Origin of the sequence: Streptomyces sp. NPDC090442, assembly GCF_044769405.1 — a bacterium.
Taxonomy (GTDB): Bacteria; Actinomycetota; Actinomycetes; order Streptomycetales; family Streptomycetaceae; genus Streptomyces.
This window is the reverse complement of the sequence record NZ_JBIVXW010000052.1, coordinates 1-24122: the sequence shown is the minus strand read 5'-3', so window position 1 is coordinate 24122 and position 24122 is coordinate 1. Positions and strand designations below refer to the sequence as shown.

General features: G+C 67.5%; 24 protein-coding genes and 2 pseudogenes. 14 read left to right on the top strand and 12 right to left on the bottom strand.

The window, feature by feature from the left end; all coding sequences use genetic code 11:
- The first annotated feature begins 266 nt into the window (after positions 1-266).
- From ACIQU6_RS30330 to ACIQU6_RS30310, 5 genes are all read left to right on the top strand, one after another.
- Positions 267-1775, top strand: a complete 1509-nt coding sequence (locus tag ACIQU6_RS30330) for a cellulose binding domain-containing protein (protein ID WP_403484894.1) — start codon at positions 267-269, stop codon at positions 1773-1775.
- Positions 1776-2540: 765 nt separating this feature from the next.
- A complete protein-coding gene (locus ACIQU6_RS30325) occupies positions 2541-2819 on the top strand; it encodes a hypothetical protein (RefSeq protein WP_403484893.1) in 279 nt (92 codons plus the stop codon).
- A gap of 412 nt (positions 2820-3231) precedes the next feature.
- Complete coding sequence (locus ACIQU6_RS30320) at positions 3232-4446, top strand: sensor histidine kinase (RefSeq protein ID WP_403484892.1); 1215 nt, start codon at positions 3232-3234, stop codon at positions 4444-4446.
- The gene (locus ACIQU6_RS30315; RefSeq protein ID WP_403484891.1) at positions 4443-5132 is read left to right on the top strand and encodes a response regulator; all 690 of its coding nucleotides are present in this window, start codon (positions 4443-4445) and stop codon (positions 5130-5132) included. Before ACIQU6_RS30320 ends, ACIQU6_RS30315 begins: the two co-directional genes overlap by 4 nt.
- 49 nt (positions 5133-5181) lie before the next feature.
- The gene (locus ACIQU6_RS30310) at positions 5182-5538 is read left to right on the top strand and encodes a WhiB family transcriptional regulator (RefSeq protein WP_403484890.1); all 357 of its coding nucleotides are present in this window, start codon (positions 5182-5184) and stop codon (positions 5536-5538) included.
- Positions 5539-6372: 834 nt separating this feature from the next.
- Here ACIQU6_RS30310 and ACIQU6_RS30305 read toward each other — a convergent pair.
- Complete coding sequence (locus tag ACIQU6_RS30305; protein ID WP_403484889.1) at positions 6373-6771, bottom strand: winged helix-turn-helix transcriptional regulator; 399 nt, start codon at positions 6769-6771, stop codon at positions 6373-6375.
- Positions 6772-6912: 141 nt separating this feature from the next.
- On the opposite strand from ACIQU6_RS30305, the gene ACIQU6_RS30300 reads away from it, so the two are divergent.
- Positions 6913-7332 carry an ester cyclase gene (locus ACIQU6_RS30300; protein WP_403484888.1) on the top strand — a complete coding sequence of 140 codons (420 nt, stop codon included), beginning with the start codon at positions 6913-6915 and terminating at the stop codon, positions 7330-7332.
- Positions 7333-7687: 355 nt separating this feature from the next.
- Entirely contained in the window at positions 7688-8002 is a 315-nt protein-coding gene (locus ACIQU6_RS30295; protein ID WP_403484887.1) for a hypothetical protein, read from the top strand.
- Here ACIQU6_RS30295 and ACIQU6_RS30290 read toward each other — a convergent pair.
- Positions 7975-8559, bottom strand: coding sequence for a CGNR zinc finger domain-containing protein (locus ACIQU6_RS30290; protein WP_403484886.1), 585 nt, complete (start codon positions 8557-8559; stop codon positions 7975-7977). The two genes, ACIQU6_RS30295 and ACIQU6_RS30290, sit on opposite strands and share 28 nt — an antisense overlap.
- A gap of 51 nt (positions 8560-8610) precedes the next feature.
- Between ACIQU6_RS30290 and ACIQU6_RS30285 the strand changes: the two genes are divergently transcribed.
- On the top strand, positions 8611-10056 hold the full coding sequence (locus ACIQU6_RS30285) for an MFS transporter (RefSeq protein ID WP_403484885.1): 1446 nt from the start codon (positions 8611-8613) through the stop codon (positions 10054-10056).
- A 52-nt stretch (positions 10057-10108) separates the two neighbouring features.
- Entirely contained in the window at positions 10109-11230 is a 1122-nt protein-coding gene (locus ACIQU6_RS30280; RefSeq protein ID WP_403484884.1) for an epoxide hydrolase family protein, read from the top strand.
- 224 nt (positions 11231-11454) lie between these two features.
- Here ACIQU6_RS30280 and ACIQU6_RS30275 read toward each other — a convergent pair whose 3' ends face one another.
- Entirely contained in the window at positions 11455-12186 is a 732-nt protein-coding gene (locus tag ACIQU6_RS30275; RefSeq protein ID WP_403484883.1) for a response regulator transcription factor, read from the bottom strand.
- A 161-nt stretch (positions 12187-12347) separates the two neighbouring features.
- Between ACIQU6_RS30275 and ACIQU6_RS30270 the strand changes: the two genes are divergently transcribed.
- Positions 12348-12932 (top strand): hypothetical protein, encoded by a 585-nt coding sequence (locus tag ACIQU6_RS30270; RefSeq protein WP_403484882.1) that lies wholly within the window; start codon positions 12348-12350, stop codon positions 12930-12932.
- Between the two features lie 245 nt (positions 12933-13177).
- Here ACIQU6_RS30270 and ACIQU6_RS30265 read toward each other — a convergent pair whose 3' ends face one another.
- From ACIQU6_RS30265 to ACIQU6_RS30240, 6 genes are all read right to left on the bottom strand, one after another.
- Positions 13178-13306 carry a hypothetical protein gene (locus ACIQU6_RS30265; protein ID WP_403484881.1) on the bottom strand — a complete coding sequence of 43 codons (129 nt, stop codon included), beginning with the start codon at positions 13304-13306 and terminating at the stop codon, positions 13178-13180.
- A 212-nt stretch (positions 13307-13518) separates the two neighbouring features.
- Positions 13519-14478, bottom strand: coding sequence for an NAD(P)-dependent oxidoreductase (locus ACIQU6_RS30260; RefSeq protein ID WP_403484929.1), 960 nt, complete (start codon positions 14476-14478; stop codon positions 13519-13521).
- A gap of 15 nt (positions 14479-14493) precedes the next feature.
- Complete coding sequence (locus ACIQU6_RS30255; RefSeq protein ID WP_403484880.1) at positions 14494-14970, bottom strand: type II toxin-antitoxin system RatA family toxin; 477 nt, start codon at positions 14968-14970, stop codon at positions 14494-14496.
- Positions 14971-14989: 19 nt separating this feature from the next.
- A complete protein-coding gene (locus tag ACIQU6_RS30250) occupies positions 14990-16243 on the bottom strand; it encodes an aspartate aminotransferase family protein (protein ID WP_403484879.1) in 1254 nt (417 codons plus the stop codon).
- Entirely contained in the window at positions 16240-17259 is a 1020-nt protein-coding gene (locus ACIQU6_RS30245) for an SDR family oxidoreductase (RefSeq protein WP_403484878.1), read from the bottom strand. Before ACIQU6_RS30245 ends, ACIQU6_RS30250 begins: the two co-directional genes overlap by 4 nt.
- A 1-nt stretch (position 17260) precedes the next feature.
- Positions 17261-18502 carry a cytochrome P450 gene (locus ACIQU6_RS30240; protein ID WP_403484877.1) on the bottom strand — a complete coding sequence of 414 codons (1242 nt, stop codon included), beginning with the start codon at positions 18500-18502 and terminating at the stop codon, positions 17261-17263.
- Positions 18503-18936: 434 nt separating this feature from the next.
- On the opposite strand from ACIQU6_RS30240, the gene ACIQU6_RS30235 reads away from it, so the two are divergent.
- Positions 18937-19116, top strand: a complete 180-nt coding sequence (locus tag ACIQU6_RS30235; RefSeq protein ID WP_403484876.1) for a hypothetical protein — start codon at positions 18937-18939, stop codon at positions 19114-19116.
- A 191-nt stretch (positions 19117-19307) separates the two neighbouring features.
- Here the strand turns inward: ACIQU6_RS30235 and ACIQU6_RS30230 are convergent, their stop codons facing one another.
- The 3 genes and pseudogenes from ACIQU6_RS30230 to ACIQU6_RS30220 form a co-directional block, all read right to left on the bottom strand.
- Positions 19308-19889 (bottom strand): chorismate mutase, encoded by a 582-nt coding sequence (locus ACIQU6_RS30230; RefSeq protein WP_403484875.1) that lies wholly within the window; start codon positions 19887-19889, stop codon positions 19308-19310.
- Between the two features lie 544 nt (positions 19890-20433).
- A pseudogene (locus ACIQU6_RS30225) lies at positions 20434-21281 on the bottom strand (helix-turn-helix domain-containing protein).
- A gap of 14 nt (positions 21282-21295) precedes the next feature.
- Positions 21296-21430, bottom strand: a complete 135-nt coding sequence (locus ACIQU6_RS30220) for a DUF6879 family protein (protein ID WP_403484874.1) — start codon at positions 21428-21430, stop codon at positions 21296-21298.
- Positions 21431-21574: 144 nt separating this feature from the next.
- On the opposite strand from ACIQU6_RS30220, the pseudogene ACIQU6_RS30215 reads away from it, so the two are divergent.
- The 3 genes and pseudogenes from ACIQU6_RS30215 to ACIQU6_RS30205 form a co-directional block, all read left to right on the top strand.
- A pseudogene (locus ACIQU6_RS30215) lies at positions 21575-21841 on the top strand (DUF4158 domain-containing protein); the annotation flags it as partial.
- Positions 21831-22388 carry a Tn3 family transposase gene (locus tag ACIQU6_RS30210; RefSeq protein ID WP_403484873.1) on the top strand — a complete coding sequence of 186 codons (558 nt, stop codon included), beginning with the start codon at positions 21831-21833 and terminating at the stop codon, positions 22386-22388. The pseudogene ACIQU6_RS30215 and the gene ACIQU6_RS30210, both read left to right, overlap by 11 nt.
- A 301-nt stretch (positions 22389-22689) precedes the next feature.
- Positions 22690-23973, top strand: a complete 1284-nt coding sequence (locus ACIQU6_RS30205; protein ID WP_403484872.1) for a hypothetical protein — start codon at positions 22690-22692, stop codon at positions 23971-23973.
- Positions 23974-24122 lie beyond the last annotated feature (149 nt).

Genomic DNA, 24122 nt, shown 5'->3' with positions numbered 1-24122 from the left:
AAAGAGGACAGTTTCTGCGAGAGGAGAGTTTCTACGGGCCCGCAGCACGTTTCGCTGGACGCTGCCCCCGCACCGCCTTCCGCTCACTCTCTTCGCCCCTTCACCCCCTTCGCCCTCTTCACGCGCTTCCGAAGACACCCTCAATTCCACTTCACTCGCGGCGCGTTGCTGGTCAAGGCTTTCCCTATAGAGATAGGCAGCTCCACCTTTGGCTACATAGTTTCGCTCCTCGAACATCCGTTACCGATTGATCGAGGAGCACATTCATGTCGCATCCCTCCCCGCCCACTACCCATCGACGCAAAGTCTCCCGTAGAACCAAGGTCGTCACCGCTTCGGTGACCGCCGTGGCGGTCGGCGGCATAGCTCTGCTGCTGCCCGCGTCCGCGCACGCCACCACGGTGAGCGCGGAATTCTCCAAGTCCTCGACATGGGAGACCGGTTACACCGGCGTTTACGAGATCTCGAACACCGCTGGAGGCGAGCACGCCGGTTGGAAGCTCGAATTCGACCTCCCGGACGGCACCACCGTCAACTCCCTGTGGAACGGGAAGCACACCGTCAACGGCCGTCATGTGGTGGTGACCCCGGAGAGCTGGAACGAGAAGATCCAGCCGGGCCAGAAGCTGACCATCGGCTTCAGCGCGGAGCACGGCAGGGGCGCGAACAGCACCCCGTCCAACTGCCTGATCAACGGTGAGCAGTGCTCGCCTACCAGCCAGCCGCCGAGCCGACCGACCCCTTCGACTTCCCCGTCCTCTCCCGCCACTCCGTCCGCACCTGCCTCCCCCTCCTCGCCGCCCGGCGGCCAGGACCCGTCCACTGATCCGACGCCCCCCACCACCCCACCGCCGGGCACCGGCACAAGCGCCCCCTTCGCCCCGTACGTCGACACCCAGCTCTACCCGCCCTTCGACCTGTCGGCCACCGCCAAGGCCACCGGCGCCAAGGAGTTCAACCTGGCGTTCGTGGTCTCCGCAGGCGGCTCCTGTATTCCCAAGTGGGGCGGCGTCACCGATCTCAACAGCAACCCGGTCACCCAGCAGATCGCCACGTTCCGCACCACGGGCGGCGACGTACGGGTCTCGTTCGGCGGCGCCAACGGCATGGAACTCGGCCAGGCGTGCACCAGCGCCACCGCGCTGGCCGACGCCTACCAGAAGGTCATCGACACCTATGCGCTCACCAAGGTCGACTTCGACATCGAGGGCGGCGCCATCGCCGACCAGGCGTCGAACACCCGCCGCGCGCAAGCCATCGGCATCCTGCAGAAGAAGGCGGCCGACAAGGGCAAGAAGTTGGACATCAGTCTCACGCTGCCGGTGACGACGGAGGGCCTGGACCACAACGGCCAGGAATTCCTCAAGAACGCCAAGAGCAACGGCCTCACCACCGCGACCGTGAACATCATGGCGATGGACTACGGCCCCGCCTACACCGGCAATATGGGCGACTACGCCATCAGCGCGGCGAAGGGCACCCAGGCCACGCTCAAGAGCCTCTTCGGCCTGACCGACGCTCAGGCATGGAAGCGGCTGGTGGTCACGCCGATGATCGGCCAGAACGACGTACAGGGCGAGGTCTTCACGCTCGCGGACGCCAAGAAGCTGGTGGAGTTCGCCAAGGAAAAGCAGCTCGGCGGACTGTCCATGTGGTCCGGCACCCGGGACAAGCAGTGCCCACAGGGACAGACCCAGTGGGCCGATGCGACCTGCAGCTCGCTCCTTCAGCAACCGCTGGCATTCAGCAGGGAATTCGCCAAGTACACCGGCTGAACCCGACCTGAGATGACGCGTTCCGGGGCGCCCGAACGATCGGCTGCCCCGGAACCTTTTCCTTCCCGCTCTCAGGCATGCCACGACGGGGAGAACTATCGGCGCCGGCATGGGCGCCCCAGCCACCAAGGCACCCGAAGCGCTCGCCGCGCCCAGCCGGCGGAAGGGCTCGGCGTGCGCCTGGCGATCACCGTGACGATGGGCCGGGTGTCGTCGAGCGATCAACTACCGCACCGTACTGGTGGGCCGTGACCGCTGGCGTTGTGAGTGACCACCGTCAAATCACCGGCCTCAGCGGTGCCCCCGACCCCGTCGCCGCCCCCCAACCTCCGCCACAGCTCCGGCACAGTCGAAGGCCAGGACAACAAGATCAAGACGCTGGAACAGCAGGTGCCCGGCCGCGCCAACTGCGACCCGCTCCGCAAACGAGCCCCCTCACCACACAAGGCCGTTCATGATCGCGGATTCAGCGCCCCTCCGCGGTCCCAGCACTGAAAGAGATCCAGAATCAACTTTTGGCCGACGACGTTCACACTTTGGTCAGGGCGAGGTCCCCCTGAAGCTACATACGCTGAACAGGCCGGTGCACCCCCCTGTCCAGCGTGGCGCCGAACCAGCTTTTCGAGAACAGGCCCCTCCGTGAACCCAGACGCAGCTCCCCCGCCTGTCGGGCCGCAGCGGAGCCGGCGCGGTAGTGGTTCCAGAGTCCATGCCACTGCCGGCACCCGGATCCCCGGCCGCAGTCGGCTTCGCGTACCCGCCCGCATGCTGACCGTCGCCCTCGTACCGCCGCCGGCCGCCCTCGGATACGCCGGTCTCCGCACCAAGGACGCGCTGGCCCAGGCCGAGGAATTCAGCACCATCGAGCAGAGCGCCGGCACCCGCCGGACCGGCTCCTCCATGATCCAGGCACCGGTCGACGAGCACGATCCCGCACGCTCCCTCGCCCCGCAGGCGAAGCGCCGCCCCGGGCAGACCGACGCATCCGGCCGGGCCGCCACCAACGACGGAGGAGGGACTTGTCCTCCAACGGCAGCTCCCTGACCTCCTTCGCCCGGATCGCCCGCTGGCGACCGGCCGCGACCCTGTTACCGAGGCACCTGAACGCGGCATGGTGCCCACGCACCGGAGGTGCTCGGCAGGCATCCACCTATGACGTGGAACTCACCTTGGGCACGAAACCGTTGCATCAACGACGCAGTCTTCGGCACCCCACCGTGCGCCGAAGCCTGCCCAGGCGGGCCCCCTCCCGCCCCTGGAGATCCAATGCGCCCCGCATTGCCACCCGCCCGAACCACCCGGCTCGGCGCACGGCGGTCGTCTCCACCCACCGACGCGGTCCCCCAGCCGTCGTCCGACCCGCGTTTGGACCGATGAGTAGATTCCTGCTGCGCCACCCACGCATGACCCCGCCCCTGCCAGCGGCCCTTCCGTCCCGTACCGAGACGAGGCCGTGATGGCCGCGGACGTGCGGGCGATGATCCCTCGACGGATCGGCTACCTCCTCGGAGCCGGCCGGTGCTCCGACCTCGTCCAGGACGTGACGTTGGCGCTGCTGGTCGGCCTGACCAGCGTGGTGTTGCTGAGCACCAGCCACGACACCGGCTTCACCCATTCCTATCTACTGAGCGCGCTGTGCGCGCTGGCCGCGGCCGCAAGCCTGCTGTGGCGCCGCAACCACCCCGAACTGTGCGTGGCGGTGGCGGCCTTGGCCACCTTCGCCTCCGACGAGGCCACCGCGCTGATCGCCGCGTCGTACGCCGTCGGTCTCTACGGCCGTGGGGCGCGCGCCCTCGTCACGGGCGGCGGCGCGCTGGCGTACGTCCTGGCGAGGCTGCTCACCGGGGAAGTCATCAGCGATCCGGTCTGGGGCACGTACATGGTGGTCCTCTACACGGTGCTGCCGGCCTTCTACGGGCGGATGGTGCGACGCCAGCGCGAGCTCAAGGAGCAGTTGCAGGAGCAGCTCTCGCACGCGGAGGCCGCCACCGAGCACGCGGCGCGGTTCGTCATGCTGGAGAGGCGGACCCGGCTGGCGTTCGAGATCCACGACACCGTCGGGCACCACGCCACGTTGCTGGTGCTGCGGGCCTCCACCGCCGAACGGCAGCCCGGCCTGCCGCCTCAGGCCACCAAGGCGTTCCAGGACATCCAGGACGGCGCCATCACCGTCATGCAGGAGTTGCGCCGGGTCATCGCGGTTCTGCGCGACGAGGACGGGCAGGCGGACGACGAGACCTGCGCGTACGCCAGCTGCCACGAGTTCCTTGAGGCGCTGGCCCGCAACATGCGTGCGGTGGGCATCCAGGCCGCCTACTCGGTCGAGGGCACCGTGCGCCCGCTCGACGCCGGCACCGAGTCACTGCTGTACCGGGTCAGCCGCGAGGCGCTCACCAACGCCGCCAAGCACGCACCCGGCGCCCCGGTCCGCATCAGCCTGGCCTTCGCGCCGCGCTCGGTGACGCTGACCATCCACAACGGCCGCCCCGTGCAGCGGTTGAAGCCGGTGGGCGGCTCCGGAGGACTGGGGCTGCAGAGCATGCGGAGTGTGGTCGAGGCAGGTGGCGGAACATTCGGTGCCGGGTCGACAGCGGACGGCGGATACCGCATCGAAGCCGTGATGGCACTGCCACCGGACAGCCGCAACATCGAGAGGGAGCACAACTCATGACCATCCGCGTGGCGATCGTCGACGACCAGGCCATCATCCGTTCCGGCCTGCGCATGATGCTGGAGACCTCGGACGACTTCGAGGTCGTCGCCGAGGCCGTGGACGGCGCCGACGCCCTCAGCCAGGCACGCACCCACCAACCGGACATCGCGTTGGTGGACCTGCGCATGCCCAACATCGACGGGATCGCCGCCACCCGCAAGCTGCTGGAACTGCCGGAACCACCCCGGGTGTTGGTGCTGAGCACCTACAACACCGACGAGCAGGTCTTCGAAGCCCTGAGCGCCGGCGCCCACGGATTCCTGCTGAAGGACCTCAGGGCAGAGGAGTTGTTCTCGGCCCTGCACGTGGTCATGTCAGGCGGCCGAGTGTTCGCCCGGGACGTGCTGCAGAACCTGGTCCGCCGGGCTGCGCGACGGATGCCGGTGCGGGTGCACGGCATCGACGTGAAGGTCGCGGCGCTCAGCGACAGCGAGCGCAAGGTCCTTGCCCTGGTCGGGATGGGCATGACCAATGAGCAGATCTCCAGGCAACTCCACCTCTCCGGGGCCAGCGTCAAGACGTATGTGTCCCGCACCCTGTCCAAGCTCGGCCTGGAGAACCGCACCCAGGCCGCGGTCGTCGCCTACACGGTCGGCCTGACCAACGACTGCGCGGGCGACGACGGGCGGCAGACACCCCTTTGAGGCCCGCGCGCAGGAACCAGTCCCACTCCTAGCCAGACCAGGAGGCACCATGTCGGAACGGCCGACCCCCATCAGGCGTCCGGCCCTCGCCAAGGACCAGCGGATCGAAGTGGTGGGCTGGGAAGGCGCCCGGTGCACCCACGTCGACCCCGAAGTGTTCTTCCCCCCGCTGGAACGCACCAGCGACCGGGCGAAGGCGGCGTGCGTCCCCTGCCCGCTCATCGAGGCATGTCTGGACTACGCGCTGCGCAACGAAGTACGGCACGGCGTGTGGGGCGGACTGTCCGCACGTGAACGGAAGCAGCTGCCGCGCACCGGCTCTCCGGACCAGGACACGAGCGAGGCGGACGTGACCAACGCCCGGGACGAGACTGGACTGGGCGACCAGTCCCAGTGCAAGTTCTAGCCCCGTTCCACTGGACCGAGGAGGAAGTGTGCCGCTCTTCTCGATCTTGCCACTGGCCCAACTCACCGCGATCGGTGCGTACTTGGCTGTCCGATCGAGCCGCCCCATCTCCGAACGCACCGATCACGACAGGTGGCCCAGGTTGGGCGAGCAACTCCCCCTCGGCTGGCTGACATCGGCCCTGGCGGGAACCGCTGTCGGATACATCGCAGCGCGCCCGGGGTTTGAAGTGCTCTCCCTTGGCCTGGCCGGCCTACTCCTTCCGCCCCTCACCAGGCAGGCCAGCGCAGCGCTGCCGCGTAACCGCGCCGGCAAGACTGGCCGATGGCTGCCCGCGCCCGCGGCCCTCATCGGCGGAGTCGCCGCGGGGAGCACAACCCCTCCCTGAAGCAGACACACTCACTGGTTGGGGTCTGCGGACTCGCCGGCTCGCGGGGGTCCCAACCGGCTACGACTACCGGCGAGCCGGACCGCGTACCAGCCTTCACATGACCTTCGTCTGCTGAAGATCCCTCCCGAAGGGTTGACCGCCCCGTCGGGGGCCTTCAAAAACCCTTCAAAACCTGGGTCGTTCAAGAACCCCGGACTGCCGTCTTGCGACATGAGCCGGACCATGACGACCAGTCAGGAACCAGTGGACGCCGCAGACGTACGCGTCGCCGAGCCGCTCGTGCGCACCGAGAACGAAATCGGGTACGCGCGAGGAGTACACCGAACTCGCCCGCCGCCTGCTGTACGCCCCTTCGAGTAGGCGGCGCGGGATCTCGGAAGCCGAGGCTCGTGACGACCTGATCCAGCATCGGTCGCAGGGGGCGTGCGCGGCAGAGGGTGATGTCATCCGGTGCGGTCGGCGTGCGTGGTGCGGTTGCGGTGGATCTCGGCGGTGTGGGTCTCGGCCCACTCCCTGATCGCGGTGAACGGCTCGATCAGCGTGGCGCCCAGAGGTGTGAGCGTGTACTCCGTGCGCGGGGGGACTTCGGCGTAGACGGTGCGAGCGACCAGGCCGTCGTGTTCGAGGCTGCGGAGGTTGGCGGTGAGCACTTTGGCGGTGATGCCGCCCAGGCTGTCGCGCAGGGCGGAGAAGCGGTGCGTTCCCCGGGCGAGCGTGAGGACGATCAGGATGCTCCATTTGCTGCCGATCCGGTCGAGTGCCTCGCGGCTCGGACAGTCAGGGTTCCGCAGGTCCCCGCGAGTCGGCAACGACGTACCTGCGCTGACCTTGATGGTTTCCATGAGGGAACTATAGCTCTTTGAAGACACTGGTTCCCTTCAGAAAGTATGCGGATGTCCGGCCCGTACAGCCAAGTGCGGGCCTTGCCGCGGCCCACACGCCTGCGGGTATCGCATCCAGCCACCAGCCGAGGAGAAACCTCCATGAACACCAACACCAACACCGACCCGTGCGCGATTGCCGCCCGTGTCTACCAACTCTTCGACACCGGCAACGTCTCCGGCCTCGATGAGGTCCTCTCGCCCGACCTCGTCGACCACAACCCGGTCCCGGGAGCTGCCTCGGGCATCGACGGCATGCGCATCCTGGTGGCCGCGGTCCGCGACGGATTCACCGCCACCCGCCACGAGGTGATCTACCAGGCGGAGACCGGGAACGGCTGGGTGGTCAGCCACTGGCGCATGACCGCCACCCACACCGGCGACTGGTTCGGCACCCCCGCCACCGGACGCCCAGTGTCCTTCACCGGCACCGATCTCATGCGCATCACCGACAGCAAGATCACCGAGATCCGCCATGTCGAGGAACTCCTCCAACTCCAGCAGCAGCTGACCACCGCCTGACGCAGCCCACCGACCCCGGTTCCGGGGCCCGATCTTCCCCCGGGCCCCGGAGCCCTATTGGGAGACCACCGCAACGAGCCCCGCCCACCCTCACCTGATCTACGCGTTCGACGCCTACTGCGGCTGGTGCTACGGATTCACCCCCACCTGCAACGCGCCCTGATCCAACGGCCCCATCTAGGCATCAACGCGCATATCCGGCGGCCTGTTCACCGGCAACCGCCGTGTCCCTCTCCGCGAGCACACCCATATCCCCACCGCGCGTATCCCCACCGCGCGCCATCACGTCACCCAGGCCACCGGCGCCGTCTTCGGCCCCACCTTCCTTGGCCTCCTCGAACAGGGCGACTTCGTCATGGACTCCCGCGACGCCGCCACCGGCCTCGCGGCCCTGCGCACCCAAGCCCCCCACAAAGCACTCGACTTCGCCCACGAGATGAGCCACGCCGTCTACCACAACGACATGAGCCTGACCGACCCCAGCACCGCCACCACCCTCGCCGCACGCCACGACCTGGCCCCTGAAACAGCCGCCACACTCGACGACCCGGCTCACCGCCGTCAGGCAGAAGCGGACTTCGCCCGCGCCCGCGGGCTCGGACGAAACCCCGGAGCCGGCCTGGCAGGGTCAGGTGCCGGCGCTCAACGCGGGCTGCGCCGACTCCGGTAGGCCGCGACGCTGGCCCGGTGTGCGCAGGTTCGAGTGCAGTACTCCTTCGAGCCGTTGCGCGAGAGGTCCACGAAAGTGGCCCGGCAGGTCGGCCCGGCACATACGCCGAGACGAGCGGGACCGAGTCTGGCGATCACGGAGGCCAGTGCGCTGAGCGTCGTCGCGGCAAGGTGAGCCGAGCAGCGGTCGGTGTCGGAGGTCACCTCGGTCCACCAGCGGTCGTCCTCGTGGCGCAGTACCGGGGTGGCGCGGCTGCGACGCAGACCGTCGTTGATCAGAGCAGCAGCTCCGTCCGCGTCCGCGTTCGCCCGTTCGAGCACCTCGCGCACCGTCTCACGCAACGCGCGGACTTCCGCCAGGTCGGCGCGGGTGAGATGCCGCGGACCGGTCCCTTGGTTCGCGACCGAACTCGGAGGCTCAGCCGCGGGATGGTCGTCAAGGAAGTCTCGGAGCTGCTCCACGGTCTCAAGCGCGTCCTCGCCCTTGATCGGCCTCAAGGTGTTGGCCAGGTCCACGGCCGTCTGGACCACCAAGGGGCTGTAATACGCATCTCGCATTTGACGTGTCTCCTCACTGCTCCGTAACGTTACACCCAAAGGAGGTTTAGCATGTCACAACATACCCGGCAGGGGGCGACGCCGCAGACGATCCCGCCTGGAGGGGCCCCGGCACCGGAGCGAACCGACGCCCCGGACGGCCGTCGACTGGGGCTGACTTTGGGGATGCTGGTGCTGCCGATGTACGTGGCACTGGGAGCGCCGTCGGTGGCCCTGCCGGCCATCGGCCGCGCACTCGCGGTGCCGTTCGGGGGCACCGCATGGATTCTCGCCGCGTGGTCGCTGACCTCCGCGCTCGCGATGCCGGTCGCGGGCCGGCTGTTGGTCCGCTGGAGCCCCTTCCAGGTCCTCGTCGCCGGGGTCGTGGCGCTCGCCGCGGGCTCCGCGCTCGCCGGAGCCGGGCCGACACTGTCCGTCGTGATCGTCGGCCGACTGATCGGCGGCGCCGGGGCGGGCGCGACCGTGATCGCCGTCTTTGCCGCGGCCACCGCCCTTCCCGGGCGGCAACGGATCCGCGCCCTGGGAATCATCGCGGCCGCCAGCGCGACGGCGTCGGGGTGCGGGACACTGCTGGGCGGGGCGGTGACCGCATGGCTCGGGTGGCGCGCCGTGCTCGCGATCCCGGTCCTCGCGCTGCCCCTCCTGCTGGCCGCATTACCGAGTAGGCGCGCGCTGACGCGGAGCGGTAGCGGCGAGCGAAACGGCTCGACCGGGCGACTCGACATCGTCGGCGCGGCCATGCTGTCGGTACTCGCCGGCTCCTTGATCACGTTGCTGCAGGCGCACTCGGTCGGCCTGCCCGCTCCGGTCACGCTCCTCGTGGCTGCCGCCGGGGCGCTGGCCGCCGTGGGGCTGTGGTGGCGCGTGCGCAGCACGCCCGACGGGTTCGTGCCTCGGCGGGTGATCGCATCCCGCGGCTTCCTGGCGGCCGGGCTCATCGGCGGGACCGTCTTCGCCGGCTACTACGGGGTGCTGTTCCGCGCCCCGTCCCTGATCGAGCAGGCCACGGGCGGTGGCCCCCTGGAAGCCGGCGTGCTCCTGGCCCCGGCCGCCGCCTGCTCGGTGCTGGCCGGGCGGCTGGTCGGCATCTTGACCGACCGGTTCACCGGCTGGCAGGTGTCGGCCGGGCTTGCGGCACTCACCGTCGTCGGCGTGCTCGTGGTCGCGGTCTTCACCGGGCCGATCCCCATCGTCGTCGGCACGGCGTTGACCGTGTGCGGGTTCGCGGGCGCCCAAGCCGTACTGGTGAACCTCGCGCCGGACCTGGTCGCCGCGGACGACCGCGACACCGCACAGGGCCTGCTCAACTTCATGAACGCCCTGGGTGGCGGGATCGGTCCGGCCGCTGTCGCGGGTCTGTCCGGCATCGTGCCGGCGCCGGTGGCCCTCGCCGTGCTCGCGGCACTCCCCCTGGCCGGACTCGTCCTCAGCCTGACCCGGCGCCCTACCGCCGACCGCCGCCGCCAACCCGACGCCACGCGTGGTAGCCCACGATGACGGTCCACCTGCATCTGATCCGATATCGCCTTGACCAGTAAGGAGCCTTGTCATGTCCGCCGAACCATTCGAGGTCAGCATCACCGAAGCCGAGATCGCGGACCTGCGTGAACGATTGCGACGGACACGGTGGCCCGAGCGCGAGCCGGTGGACGACTGGTCACAGGGTCTGCCGCTGACGTATGCGCAGGAGCTCTGCCGCAGCTGGGCCGAGGACTACGACTTCGGGTTCGCCGAGCGGCTGAACGTGTTCCCGCAGTACCGCGACACGATCGACGGGCTGGGCATCCACTTCCTGCACGTCCGCTCGCCGGAGCCGGACGCGTTCCCGCTCGTGCTCACGCACGGGTGGCCGGGTTCGGTGCTCGAATTCCTGGAGGTCCTCGGTCCGCTCACCGACCCGCGCGCGCACGGCGGTGACCCGGCGGACGCGTTCCACGTGGTCGCGCCGTCGTTGCCCGGGTACGGCTGGAGTGACAAGCCGTCGACGACCGGGTGGGGCATCACTCGCACCGCGCGTGCCTGGGACGCGTTGATGGTCTCGCTGGGCTACGAACGGTACGGCGCGCAGGGCGGTGACTGGGGTTCGGCGGTGTCCGGCGCGCTGGGCGAGGTGGCACCCGAGCGGGTCGCCGGCGTGCACCTGAACCTGGGATCCGTGGCGGCGGGCACCTTCGACGACCCGACGCCCACGGAGCTGGCGAATCTCGCGGCCGAGCAGGAGATGCAGCGCACCGGCCGGGGGTACTCGGCGATCCAGGCGACCCGGCCGCAGACCCTCGGCTACGGCCTCACCGACTCCCCGGCGGGACAGGCCGCTTGGATCGCCGAGAAGTTCTGGGCGTGGACGGACAACGACGGCCATCCCGAGGACGCGTTGTCGCGGCAGACGATCCTCGACGAGATCTCGGTCTATTGGTTCACCGCGTCGGCCACGTCGTCGGCGCGCCTGTACTGGGAGAGCTTCGCCAACTTCCGGGACAAGGTGACCGCGCCGTCCGGGCTGTCGGTCTACCCGCGCGACATCACCCGCCCGTCGAGGCGGGAGGCCGAGCTGCGGTTCACCGACCTGCGCTGGTTCGAGGAGCTGCCCCATGGCGGCCACTTCGCCGCGCTGGAGCAGCCGGAGTCGCTGGTCAAGCAGGTGCGCGGGTTCTTCCGCCTGTTCCGCTGACTGTCCGTGCCATCCCCTGGGAAACCCGCGCCCAGGGGATGGTCCTGTCCGTCCCCCGGGTTACCGGCACATCACGTTGTGGGGCGGTGCGACGGGCGAACGTCGTCCGGCTCGCCGGCGCACGAATTCGCGTCGAGGTTTCTCTTCCACGAACCCCAGCGGAACGGCGACCGAAGCCACCACCATCACCGTAGCGGCCAGGCAGATCCGTACCAGCGCCCACCTCATGCGTGCTGTGCCACCAAGGGCTCCCCGCCCCCTTCAGGCGCCTGCAGTTTGACGCCCACGCCACGAAGGGTGTGCAAGTAGCGGGGGTTGGACGCCTTCTCGCCCAACTTGCGCCGCAGCCAGGACAAGTGAACGTCGACGGTCTGATCGTCCCCGTACGCCTGTTGCCACACCTCCGACAGCAACACCTTGCGGGGGACGACGACGCCGGGCCGCTGGGCCAGGTAGGTCAGCAGGTCGAACTCCCGCCGGGTCAGCTCCAGGGCGACACCGTCCAACTCCGCCCGCCTGCGCTGAACATCGATGACCAGCCCACCCGCCCGGACGAGAGCCGAGTCGACATCGGAGAAGCCGGAGCCGCGATGACCCCGCGCACGACGTAGCACGGCAGCCATCCGCGCAGAGAGCTGCTCCACGGAGAACGGCTTGGTCAGGTAGTCGTCGGCGCCACCGTTGAGCAGCCGGACGATCTCCGCCTCGTCATCGCGGGCGGTGGCGATGATGACCGGCACATCACTGATGCCGCGCAGCATCTTCAGCGCCTGGGAGCCGTCCAAGTCGGGCAGGCCCAGATCGAGAACGACGACGTCGAAGTCGTTCGACGTCACCTCACGCAGCGCGTCAAGTGCCGTGCCGACACTGCGGACGGCGTGCGCCTCCTCGTTCAGGTGTCGAATAAGAGCTGAGCGAACGAAAGGATCGTCCTCGACCACAAGCACACTTGCCATAACCGGAACTCTACGCATCCTTAACCAGCACAAACACGCGTCAGACCGAACCATCAACTAAGGATGACCACAACGGGAGTTCAGTCAAAGAAGGTCGACAAAAACCGGCACAATGCAGCCCTGTTGAACACTCGCGTCAACAGTCTCGCTATCGTGCCGGAATGGGACGACGCTTCGTCGGCGGATTGGCGTGGCTGCTGGCCACGGGGACAGCCGCCGCACTTTCGTGGTGGGGCATCCATTCCGCCCTGTCGGGCACCGTCTACGATCCCCCGAGCCTCCTCAAGCTCTCCGGCAAGACGGATGCGGACGGCGCCGAGCCCGTCCCCTCCCGACCGGCACCTCCCTCCTCGGTAGCACCACCCGCCACCACTCCGCCGCCTTCAGGACGGTCCGGCGCACCAGGAGCCCGCGGCGCCGGCAGCCCCTCCCCCACCACGGACAACAGCGCGTCCTCCAACACCACAGACGGAGACACCACCGCACCCGCAACCCCGCCCTCCTCACCCACCCCACCCCCAAACGGCAAGGCCCAGGCGGTACAGGTCAAGGGCGGCCAGGTCGCCTTCGACATGGGAACCAGCTCCGCCACCCTGATCTCGGCCACGCCCGTCACCGGCTGGCGAATGCAGCAGTGGCACGACCCCCACTGGATCCGGGTGACCTTCAGCAGGAACGGCGAGGAAGTCTCGGTCATCTGCTCCTGGTACAACCACGCCCCGATGGTGGAGACCTATCCCAAGTAAACGCGTTGCACCAGGAGTTACACAGAGGGCCGTGGCTCACGCCGCAGTGTGCATCAAGGCCGTCCAGGCTTTCAGCTTTCCGCGCCGTACGAAGCAACCCGCACACGTACCCCCTGAGAGATGTACCGCCGCGAGAATCATTGCCCTCGTCGCAACGCAACAAGAACGCCACAGTGCTCCGGGTTTTGCGCCTTCGAAGGACAGCGTCGCTCGGACAGTGCACGAGCGTGCGGAGTAGGAAAATGTCAGGCAGTACCCGTGAACAGATTGGCACACAGACATGCGCCGATCAGATCGACGCTGGCGCGGGCCGGATCGCAGCCGGCACGGTGCACCCTGTTGCGGCGCACATCCGCGTTGCCCTCGACGGCCATCCACCGAGGGCGAGTTGACGCAGGCGGGCGCCCCACTCAGCCCCAGCCGACAGGGTGTTGCATCAGAAACGTGCGCACCGCCTTCAACCCACGGCCCCCTGATCAACCTGGGGCTCGTGCACGATGACACCACCCGGCAGATCCCGGCTGCCGCCTGCCGGCGGCAACCCAGAGCAAACCGAGTTCTTCATCGGCCTTCAGGCGGCTGCCTGTCAGAGCTCCTCTACGGCGGACATGATGTCGTCGTCGATGCGGCCCTTGGCGATGCACCGCTTGAGGTACTCGGCCAGCTGGAAGGTGATGGGGTTGGGCAGGCCCGCTGCCTGGGCGGCACGGGTGGCTCCCTCCATGGCGGAGAGGTGTGTGCCGAGGGTTGCGTCCTCAGTGCTGTAGTTTCCGGTGGACACGCTGGTCAGGGCTCGTTCGAGGGCGTCCGCGAGGGTCGGGATGAGACGGATCAGTGCCTGGCTGAAGTCCGGCATGGGCAGTGACTCGGCCCTGGCCATGTGAACGGACTCGATGGCACCGCGCAAAGTCCCGTAGTAGAGAGCGAGCAGCGACGTCTCGTAGGCGTTCGCGGCGGCGATGTCGGGACCGAGGTAGTCGTGGGTGTTCCCCCACGCCTTGGCGATCTCCTCGGTGGCGGCCCGGTCCTGCGGGGCGCCTGACCAGAGGACGGCACTCAACTCCGTTCCGATGTGGCGGGGGTAGCACAGAAGACTGCACTCCAGGTAGCGGGCGTCAGGGTTCTTCTCGGCGATCCACTGCTGCAGTGCGCGGGCCTCGTCCGGGGTGCCGGCGCCAGTCTGTACGAGCACGGTTCCGTCGAGGGAGTCCATCACCGGGGAGAGGACCTGCCGGGTCGTGGGGTAGTCAGGCAGGCACAGGATGAGGACGGGAGCGGAACGGACGGCCTCGTCGAGACTGTCGATGGCGTGGCCGCTGTCCACGAACCCTGCGATCTTCGACTGCGTGCGGTTCCATACGTTCACCTTGAGCCCGTGCTTGATCATCGCCTCGGCGAGGGCGGTGCCCATGTATCCGGTTCCGATGACAGTGACGTCAGCCATGTTCGCGGTCCTTACGCGGTGGGAAAAAGAGGAATGGTTCGGTCGCCTCTCGGCGACATCCCGTCGGCCGTCGCGTTGACGGCGGCCGCTTTGGGCCTGGATGCGACGAGTTCGGGGTCAGGTGGCTGCCACCCCGGCGGGAGTGGGGGAGGCATCGTGCAGGCTCAGTGATGCGCCGAACATGCCGTGCAAGACCGACCGGATGGCGTCGACGAGCACGATCCGCGCCAGGGGGTCGACGACGGCACTCAGGCTCGGCATGCCGAAGTCGAAGTGCGCGGTGAACTCAATACCGGTGGCGTCTCCATCGGGGTGCACCCGCCATGCCCCGTTGAATTGTTCGAAGTCTCCTTCGGTCTGCTCGAAGGAGAGGGTGCGGCTGGCGCGGTCGATGCTGTCGCGTTGGGTCCAGAGCAGCAGTCCACCTCGGAATTCGACGCTCCAGCTGGAGAAGCTGCCGAGAGCGTCCTCGGTGACCCGCACCTCGTGGACGACGGCGGCGTGGTCCGGGAAGGACGCGAAGTCCCGGAGCGTCTCCAAGGTGGCGTCGGGAGTGGCATCGGGCAACGTGGCGCGGATGGTGACGGATGGCACTGGGTGCCTCCTTCGCTGATCAGATGCGATCGGTGGTGGAGAGCACTGCTTTCTCGAAGGCGTCGAGGAGCCAGCTGACGTCGTCGCGCGAGAGGCTGGCCGGGGGCGTCAGGCGTACGACGCGTTGCGAGTTGAGGCAGTGGTTGACCAGGACCCGCTGTTGGACCATGCCGAGCAGGAACTCCGTTGCACTGCCCGAGTCGCGGAACTCGATACCGATCAGCAGTCCGGAGCCACGAATCTCGGTGATGGCATTGCCTGGGCAACGAGCTGCGATCGAGCGGAGTTGCCGGAGGAGATCGGTGCCCAGTTCGCGGGTCAGCTCGACGATCCCTTCGGACTCGATGACCTCGATGGTGGCCTGCGCGGCGGCCATGGCGATGGGCGAGCCACCGAAGGTGGAGGTGTGGAGGTAGGGGTCGCTGCTGAAGGGCTTGTACAGCTCCGTGGTGGTCGTGAGAGCAGCAACGGGGACGACCCCGCCCGACAGGCCCTTGCCGACCAGGAGCATGTCCGGAACGACGTCCTCACGCTGCGCCGCCCACCAGCGACCGGTGCGGCCCAGGCCGGTCTGCACCTCGTCGAGGATCATGAAGGCGCCGTAGCGGGAGCACAGTTGTCGCACTTCGCGCAGGTAGCACGCGGGTGGGATGACGACGCCTGCCTCGCCCTGAAGGGGCTCCAGGACGACGCACGACTCGGGACAGGCGTCCAACGCGGCCTCCAGCGCACTGGCGTCGCCGTAGGGGACCTCGTGCACATCAGGCAGCAGTGGTTCGAACGGCACCTGGTACAGCCGGTTCGCGGTGATGCTCAGTGCTCCCAAGGTCTTACCGTGGTAGCCACCCGCTGTGGTGATCACCGTGCGCTTGCCGTGCGCGCGAGCGAGCTTCAGCGCGGTTTCAACAGCCTCCGCACCGGAGTTGACGAAGTGTGCCCTGTCGAGACCAGCCGGTGTCACCCGTGCCAGGGCCGTCGCGGCCCCCGCCGCCGACGGCTCAAGCAGAAGCCTGGTCGCCAGCGGGTGCCGCCTGACCTGCCGCACTACGGCATCCGTAACGGACGGGTGGCAGTGTCCGAGGAGGAAGACCCCGTAGCCGCCGCAGCTGAGGTACTCGATTCCTTGCGAGTCCGTGACCCGGGTACCGCTGGAGGAGACCTCCATGGGCGCTCCGAGCAACTGGACCAGTGACGCGCGGCCCTTGCTGAGGTGGCGGCGATAGACCGCCAGGACCTGGTTGCGGTCACCGAGGTTGAGCGCGGGTCCCGTCACGGTGCCACAACCTGCTGGCGGGGGGCGGCGAGATGGGCGATCGTGGCCTCAAGTGCCGCGAGAAGGTCCCCGGCACCAAGCGCGGGTAGTTCCGGAGTGGTCCCGAAACTTGTGGGCAGAGGGGTATCCACGTCGAAGATGGACGTGAGCAACTGCAACCGGTCCAGTCGGCGAAGCTCCCGGCCGCTGAGAGAATCGGCGAACGCCGGCCGGATAAGGCGCTCCATCATCTGATGGGGAATCAGTCGCGGCCCGACCCGATTCCGGGCACTGCCCGTGCTGTATTTCAGGCACAGCTCCGCCAGTTGCCCGACCGATACGTATTCCTCGCCGGCGGTCAGCCAGAACTCCCCGGTGGCCCTGCCGGAGTCCATGAGCGCCAAAGTGGCCTGCGCGAGCACGTCTTGGGCGATGAAGTCGAAGGGCGTCTCGCCGTGCAGCGGGAGCAGGGCGATCCGGCGCTCCATCATCGAGCGGATCACCACATGGACCCCCTGAGTCTGGGACATCCTGCCGGTACGGGAGTCCCCAAGGAGGATCGACGGACGCAGAACCACTGCGGGCACGCCGCTCTCGGCCAGCGCCTCCTCGGCGGCGACCTTGCTCAGCACATAGTGGTTGGCCGGAGCGCCGTTGCCCCTGCCGCTCGCGAGGTGGGCCCGTGCTGTGAACGCGCTGCTCATGAAGAACAGGCGGCTTCCGGCGTCCGCCGCGAACTGGGCCACACGCCGCGTGCCGAGCACATTCACGTTGTGGAGGGACTGAGGGGCAGCGTCGAACCGGGTGACCGCGGCGCAGTGCAGGACAGTGTCCACTCGCCGCGCCAGTGCCCGGTAGGCTCCGGCGTCCAAGCCGAAGCGGTCATCCGCGAGTTCGCCGGCGATGTTCTCCACGTCGGCGACCGGCGAGGAGTGAGTCAGCGCGATGACGTGGTGGCGCCGGCGCAGGGCTGGCAGAAGCCCCTGGCCGACGGCCCCGGAGGCGCCGGTCAAAAGCACTGTCGTGGCCTCGGTCACGTCACACCGTCACAGGAAGGGTCAGCGGCCCACGGATGTCGAGCGCCTTGCGGAGCTGCGCTGCCCCGGCCTGCGCCAGGCGCGGGAACCGCCGCGGCAACCGCTCGAACAGCAGGCGGGCCTCCAGACGCGCGAGGTGCGCCCCCAGGCACAGGTGGATGCCACCGCCGAAGCTCAAGTGCCGGACATCCCGGCGCGAAATATCGAAACGGTCCGGGGCCTCGAACTGCAGAGGGTCACGGTTGGCCGCGCCGTGCAGCAGAATCATGCCCGCGCCCTGCGGGATCACCGTCCCGGAGATCTCCGTCTCCGTGGTCGTGTACCGAACTCCGAGTTGCGCGGGCGCCTCCCAACGGAGCATCTCCTCCACAGCGTTCACGGCGAGGCCCGGGTCCTGCTGAAGCTTGCGGCGCTCCTGCGGATGTCCAAGGAGCGCTGCGGTCCCGTTACCCAACAGGCACGCGGTCGTCTCATAGCTGGCCCCGAACATCAACACCAAGAGGAAAGCGAGATCCTCATCTGACGCTTCCCCTCCCGCTACCAGCATGGAGGGGATGTCCTCCGTCGGGTGCGCCCGACGGTCATCGATGACCCGCCGGAAGTACTCGATGCCCTCCATGACCCCTTCGTCCCCCTTGGCCAGGACCTCCGGGCTCAGAACGGGGTCCGTCAGGGCGCTCGTCACCTCGGCGATCCACCGGAACCTGGCACGGTCCTCCTCCGCCACCCCCAAAAGGCGCCCGGAGACCGTCAACGGAATCACAAAACCAACAAACTCCTGGAAGTCGACGGCACTGCCATCCGACCCCGCGTCCGCCAACGCGTCCAGCGCCCGGTCCACAACACCCTCTACCGCGGCGCTCAGCTCGGCGACACGCTTACCGGTGAAGAACGGAACGGCGGCCCGCCTCTGTCGAGTGTGCTCGGGCGGATTGCTCATGAGCATGGACCGAAAGAGCCAGCTCAGCCCGGGGCGATCACGCCAACCGGGCTGCTCCTTATCGTGCTCCTCGAAGGTTGCCACGCGCATGTCTCGCTCGTATGCGCGCACGCAACCTTCATAAGAACTAACTGTGTACATATCCAGCGTCGAACTGTAATGAACAGGGGATAGCTGGCGAATCCTGGCCGTGAGTGGGTACGGGTTCTCATACCCCTCCGGAGTGAAGAACAGCGCCTCCACGAGCCCGTCGACCAGCTGCTTCGCGTCCTCGCCGATCGTCTGGCCAGTAACCGATTGCATGACACTCCCTATGCATACAGACAGCACAACCAGGGATGGGTCGAATGCCCCGAGTTACTGTAGCGGAGCCGCGAACGTCGCGACAGATAGGGCCAGTTGACGAATCCAGCACCCTACCGAACGAGCTAGTAAGAAAATAACTCTTCACGCTAGCCAGATAACTTTCGCAAGTCACCCCGATACGCGCAGGACAGGGAGTCGACAGCCAGCCCAGTCTCGTTTTCCTGTATCGCTATCGCGGCGACCCCGGTGCACGAATAGTGGTGGGCCGGGGCGATCGTGGGCATGGCTGCGGTCCGATAGCCGTCGACAGCCACCAGATTTTGTCGTACTGCCGGTCAGACTGAATTCCCCGGTGAGTTGGGGTGACGGTGTAGCGGAACTGGTCAAGACGGCCCGGGAATTGACAGGTGGCGCGTTCGGAGCCCCACTGGGTGAGTGTCGACGACGACGTCGATCCCGACCGACTCGACTTGCTCATGCCCCAACTCGTCACCCGCCGCGACGTCGCGAGCCTACTGACTGCGGATCCGTCGAACCCCTATGCCCGCCCCAACCGCCCGCGCGCACCCGGACGCAAAGCCGCGGCACGGGAGTGGGAGCTGTGGCCGTGAGCAGCACGGGCGAGGCCGATTGGAGAACGGGCGAGCGATGGAGTGGGAGTCGCGCTGCCTGGCCTCCACTTGGGATTGCACTCCAGTCTTGAGCGGCGCAAGCAGATTTCCTCGACCACATCGGAATCCCTCTCAACTTCACCATCACAGTGGTGGGAAGAGTGCCTGAGCAGGCCAGGCAGCGAGAGCGCCTATCGATCCTCGGTGTCTGTGGCAATCACCTGGGCCATGGTGTCCGGCAGGGCCTGACCAAGGTCGGTTGCTCGGGGGCGGGCAGCGCAGAGGTCGGCGAGGGCACGCCGCAGGCCCTCGGAGTGGACGCGGTCCAGGCGGAGTTCGCGCGCCACAGCCGCCCGGGCGTGCTTGCGGTAGAGCACGCAGTGGGGTCCGGCCAGCCGGGGCTCCGCGTCGCGGATCGCAAGCAGCAGCGCCGCGTTGAGCCGGTTGATCTCCTCACGGACGACTCCGAGGTCCGGCGCCGTACTGGGAGCCTCAGCAGGATGGGCGCTCCAGCGGTCGTGCAGGGCATGCTGCACGTACTTGTTGGCCTCGATCTGGTCCCGGAAGACGCGCTGGACCGTGGCCCGATCGATGCCGAGCCGCACCGCCTCCGCATCCATCGCCTCAAGGACCTGCCGCTCCCGATCGGGGTCCTCGATGGGAGCGCCCGACAGCCACTTGGAGGCAGCGACCTGATCAGCCGTCAGCAGGCGCTGCGCGGCGAACCGTACGAGTTGAGTCACGTCCTGCGGGTGCCGGTCCGTGGCACTCACGGAAACCACCTCGTCATGCGGTGGGGCACCGGAGGTCAGTGCCTGTACGGGAGTGGTACCCACTACACCGGTGGCAACAATGGCGGCCCCGGCCGCGGCCAGGACGAAGACAGCACGGCGTCCGCGCAACATGGCGCCTCTTTCCCCTATGAAACGGAGCGCCCGCCGGACAGGGACGGGCGCCGCACCATCATGACCACCAGGTCAGGGCGAAAAGGGGTGACGAAAGGAGGGTTCCCGGTGTCAAAGGTTGATGGAATGGGCGCCCGTGCGGCTTGAGCGGGCCGGCCGAGTCCATGAGCAGCGACGCCCTCATTGCGGGCGATCTCCGAGAAGAGACCGGCACCCTCTCCTCGGACACCAATCCACTGGTTAGCTTACCTGCGGCAATACCCATGAAACGGCGCAGAGTTGACCGCCGCCATTGGCCATGCGCCCCCGTTGCGGGCCGTTTCGGGCCGCAGTTGGTCATCCGTTGGTCACGTGGCCAACCGGCCCTGCTTCCAGCAACACAGCGGCCCTGTCGACGGAAAACCATGCCATTTCAGTCCAGGGCCGCCAACGCACCCGCTATGAGCGAACGTGCCGCAGCTCCCCGTGCTGCTCCCTGCGAGAGCCGCTCAAAGGCTCGGGCGTACAGCTCGACCTGGCTCGGCTCCGTACGTGTCGATGCGGCATCCAGCGTGTCCGCGTGCACCCTGGAATCATCGAAGATCGTGAAGGTCGGCATGGGCCACGCGGTTCGCTGTGCCGAGAACGGGATGACGTCCACGGCGACGTTGTGGAGATCCATAACCCCGAGCAAGTGACCAAGCTGCGCCGCCATGGTCTCGACGCTGCACAGCCGGTACCGCAACACCGACTCCTCCAGCACGAAGGAGAACCGGTGCGCGCCATTGCTCAGCACCACGTTGCGCTTGATGCGGGCTGCCACAGCATCGCTCACATCGTCCGGCGTTCCCGGAAGTCTGCGATGGACGACAGCAAAGCAGTGGCGTATCCGGGCGTCTGAAGGAACGTCGGGATCACGTCGGACACGTAGACGCGGAAGGTCTTGGTTTGTTGGTACAGGCCCCCTGTGGACTCTTGCAGGCGACGGAGCCCTGTCCGCTGAAGTTGCCTCCACTGCACATGAGCATCGGCGGACTGCCTGTTTGCTGCGATCAAGTCAGGCACCTGGTCATTGGCAGCGCAGACTCGGCACCACGCTCTGATGTCCTGGTCGGAGGGAGGCGTCTTGGCGTTTTCGATCCGAGACGACTTCGACTCCGACCAGCCACGTCTGGCCGCCAGTTCCCGCCCACTGATCCCCGCGTCCTTTCGAATCGCACGCAGGCGGTCGGCGAGTTCTTCACGGGCCCGCTGGACACGCGAAGAGGGGTATGGGGGCATGAGGTTGACCTTTGTCAGATCTCGTACAGGTGGTGCGGGATCGCTCGCTCCCAGACTTCTTCGAAAGCCGCGGAGCACAGCTTCACGGTGTCCGGGGCGGCCGTGATCTCGTCCTCGACCACCACTCCGTCACCGGAGAAGTGGTGCACCGGAAGAGGGGCGGAGGTGATACGAGAGAAAGGGTCCGCTTCGTGACGTTCCGAAGGCTTCGGTACCCTGTGTGGCGACACGGTGGATGATGGCCGACAGGCGCTGTTTGTCCTAGGGTGGTGCTTTAGGGTGCGTCTGTCTGGATGAATTGTCGCGGATGGGCGGTGTGGCTGGTGGCGTCGGTGGAGCGTACGGCGTATCCGCAGTTCGGCCGTCTGATATCGCAGCGGGAGTTGGACGGGTGTTTCACGCCGTCTGAGGACGATCCCGCGTGGGCTGGGGAGCCTACGCATCGTCAGCCGGAGCGGATGCTGGCGTTGTTGGTGTGGCTGAAGTCGTGCGGGCGGATGGGCTACTTCCCGGATTTGGAGGAGGTCCCGGCCCAGGCCATGGTGCACGTTGGCGAGTGCGCCGGGGTGCCGCGCGGGCTGGCCGACCCTGATGCGGGTGGCGCTGTCGGTGAGGGAGGGCACCGTCTCCTCGGTGACGCTGCTGCGCCGACTGAACGACAAGTCCCACAAGAACCAGGTCTACAAGGCCTTCCGCGAGGTCGGCCGCGCCGTCCGCACGATCGTGCTGCTCCGGTATCTCTCCGATCCGGTGCTACGGGAGCAGATCGCGCGGGCGACGAACAAGGCCGAGGCGTACAACGGCTACACCAAGTGGCTCCACTTCGGCTCCCACGGCTACCTGCGCTCCCGCGACCCCGAACTGCAGGAGAAGGCCGTCCAGTTCCTCGATCTCGTGGCCAGTTCGGTGATCTTCTCCACGGCCGTCGACATGACGCACACCCTGCAGACCATGGCCGCCGACGGCTGGGCCATCCGGGCCGAGGACCTCGCCCCGATCAGCCCGCACCGCCGCGACGACGTCCTCAGGTTCGGCGACTACGACACCACCACCCTCCACATCCCGCCCGGCACCTACGACGCCGGCCTCGATCTGGGAGCCATCTGATGATCCCGTTCCACCGGTCCAGCAAATCCCCGATCCGCACTTCTTAAGGAGGCTAGGCAGCCAGGTGATATACGAGAACATGGCCAGATCCCCCCTGCGTCAGACACCAGCCCCCGTGTCCCGGGACAGTCGGGGCGGCCGCGTGTCCGGTAGCGCCGCCCGCCAAGGGCCGCGTGCAGCAGAGCATGCGCAATTGACCCGCTGGGCGGCGAGCCACGGGAACGAGCTACGCATGCTGAGTGACATAGGCAACAATTGGGTCAGTGCGAAGGCGGCCTATGTGGGCCGCCCAGGAGCACCGATGCTGCAACTCGCCGCGTTCCGACGGGAGTACGTCGACACAGTCCTCAAGGCACTCCTGCAGGACTACGAAGGAGCCCGCACCGCGGCTCCGGGCAGCGTCAACGAAACCTCCGACTACGACGTCGCCGTCCTCGGCGGCCAAGGGACCTGGTGGGTCCTAGCCGAATTCAATAGGATCATGCGCGAGGTGTGGGGCACCGAATCCGGCGTCACCTTCGACACGAATGTTTACGTCGACCTGGTCGAGCCGCCGAAGAGCAACCTCATGACGGACGACGTCTCATGGCAGATGCGCGGCGGTCGCCCCACCTCCGTCCCCAGCTGGCAGCGCGTCCAGGAAGTTGCTTCACTCGCCAAAATCCGGCGCTTCATGCCGGAGGAGGCATGGCAGGCCTTCTCGCGGGACGTTGCCGATGCTGTCATGGCCCCGCAGAGCGGTGCGGGCCGGAAGGCAGCCGACCGGTTCCTGCAGGCACACCAGACGGAGTCCCTCTTCCGCTCGGGAGACCGGCTCTACTGTGCGTACGTCCGCGATGTGGCGCGGGTCCTGCGCATGTGGGGATACGGTGCCGCAGATGCAACCATGGGCGACGAGCAACTCGTCGGGTACCTGGAGGAGCACGACGAGAACGCCGTCATGCGGGCCCGGAACGTGCTCTACGCCATCCACATGCGCGGCGCTCAGAACCTGGCGCGCTCCTTCCTCGCCCACGAGTCCGGCCCCGGTGGCGCGGGCTGGCGTTCCAAGCCGAGCGTCGCCGAACTCAACGCCCGCGCCCAGGTCTACGCCATGGAGGCGTACCACGCGGCCGGACCGGTCTTCGACATCGTTCATCGTCTGCAGGCCAAGAGGATCACCGCTGACGACCTGGTCGGATCGGATTACGGACAGTCGTTCAACGAGCAGTTCGGCGATGCCCTCAAGGACCTGCACCACTACGGAGAAGACCTGGGCAAGGCCCTCTACCAGAGCTCGAAGTACGTCAATCGCATGGCTGGCGCGGCCGATGAGCTTCTCAAGCGCGACGGTGGCACACTTCCGCCGGACGCGAAAGCCATTCTCGATGCACTGCGTGAACTGAGCGACGGAAAGGGGGTGCTGCGGCGCCTGCGCGCGGGGGACGACGAGGAGTTCAAACAGCTCTCGGAGCAGCGGAAGTCCGCGCTGGCACAGGAGGAAGCCGTAAGAATCCTCGATACCCGGTCACTCGGCGAATTTCGGCAGAAGCTGACCCGCCTGGCTCACGCGGTTCTGGTCCTGCGCTACACCCGATCTAGCTAACCAGTCCTGGACGGTTGGCCCCTCAGCATCACCCACCCCGCCACCGCACCCCCGGAGCTCTACCCCAAAACATGCTCCGGGGCCCTCGGCGGTGATATGCGCGAAGCGCGCCCGGCCAGGGCCGGGCGCGCTTCGCGCATATCACCGCC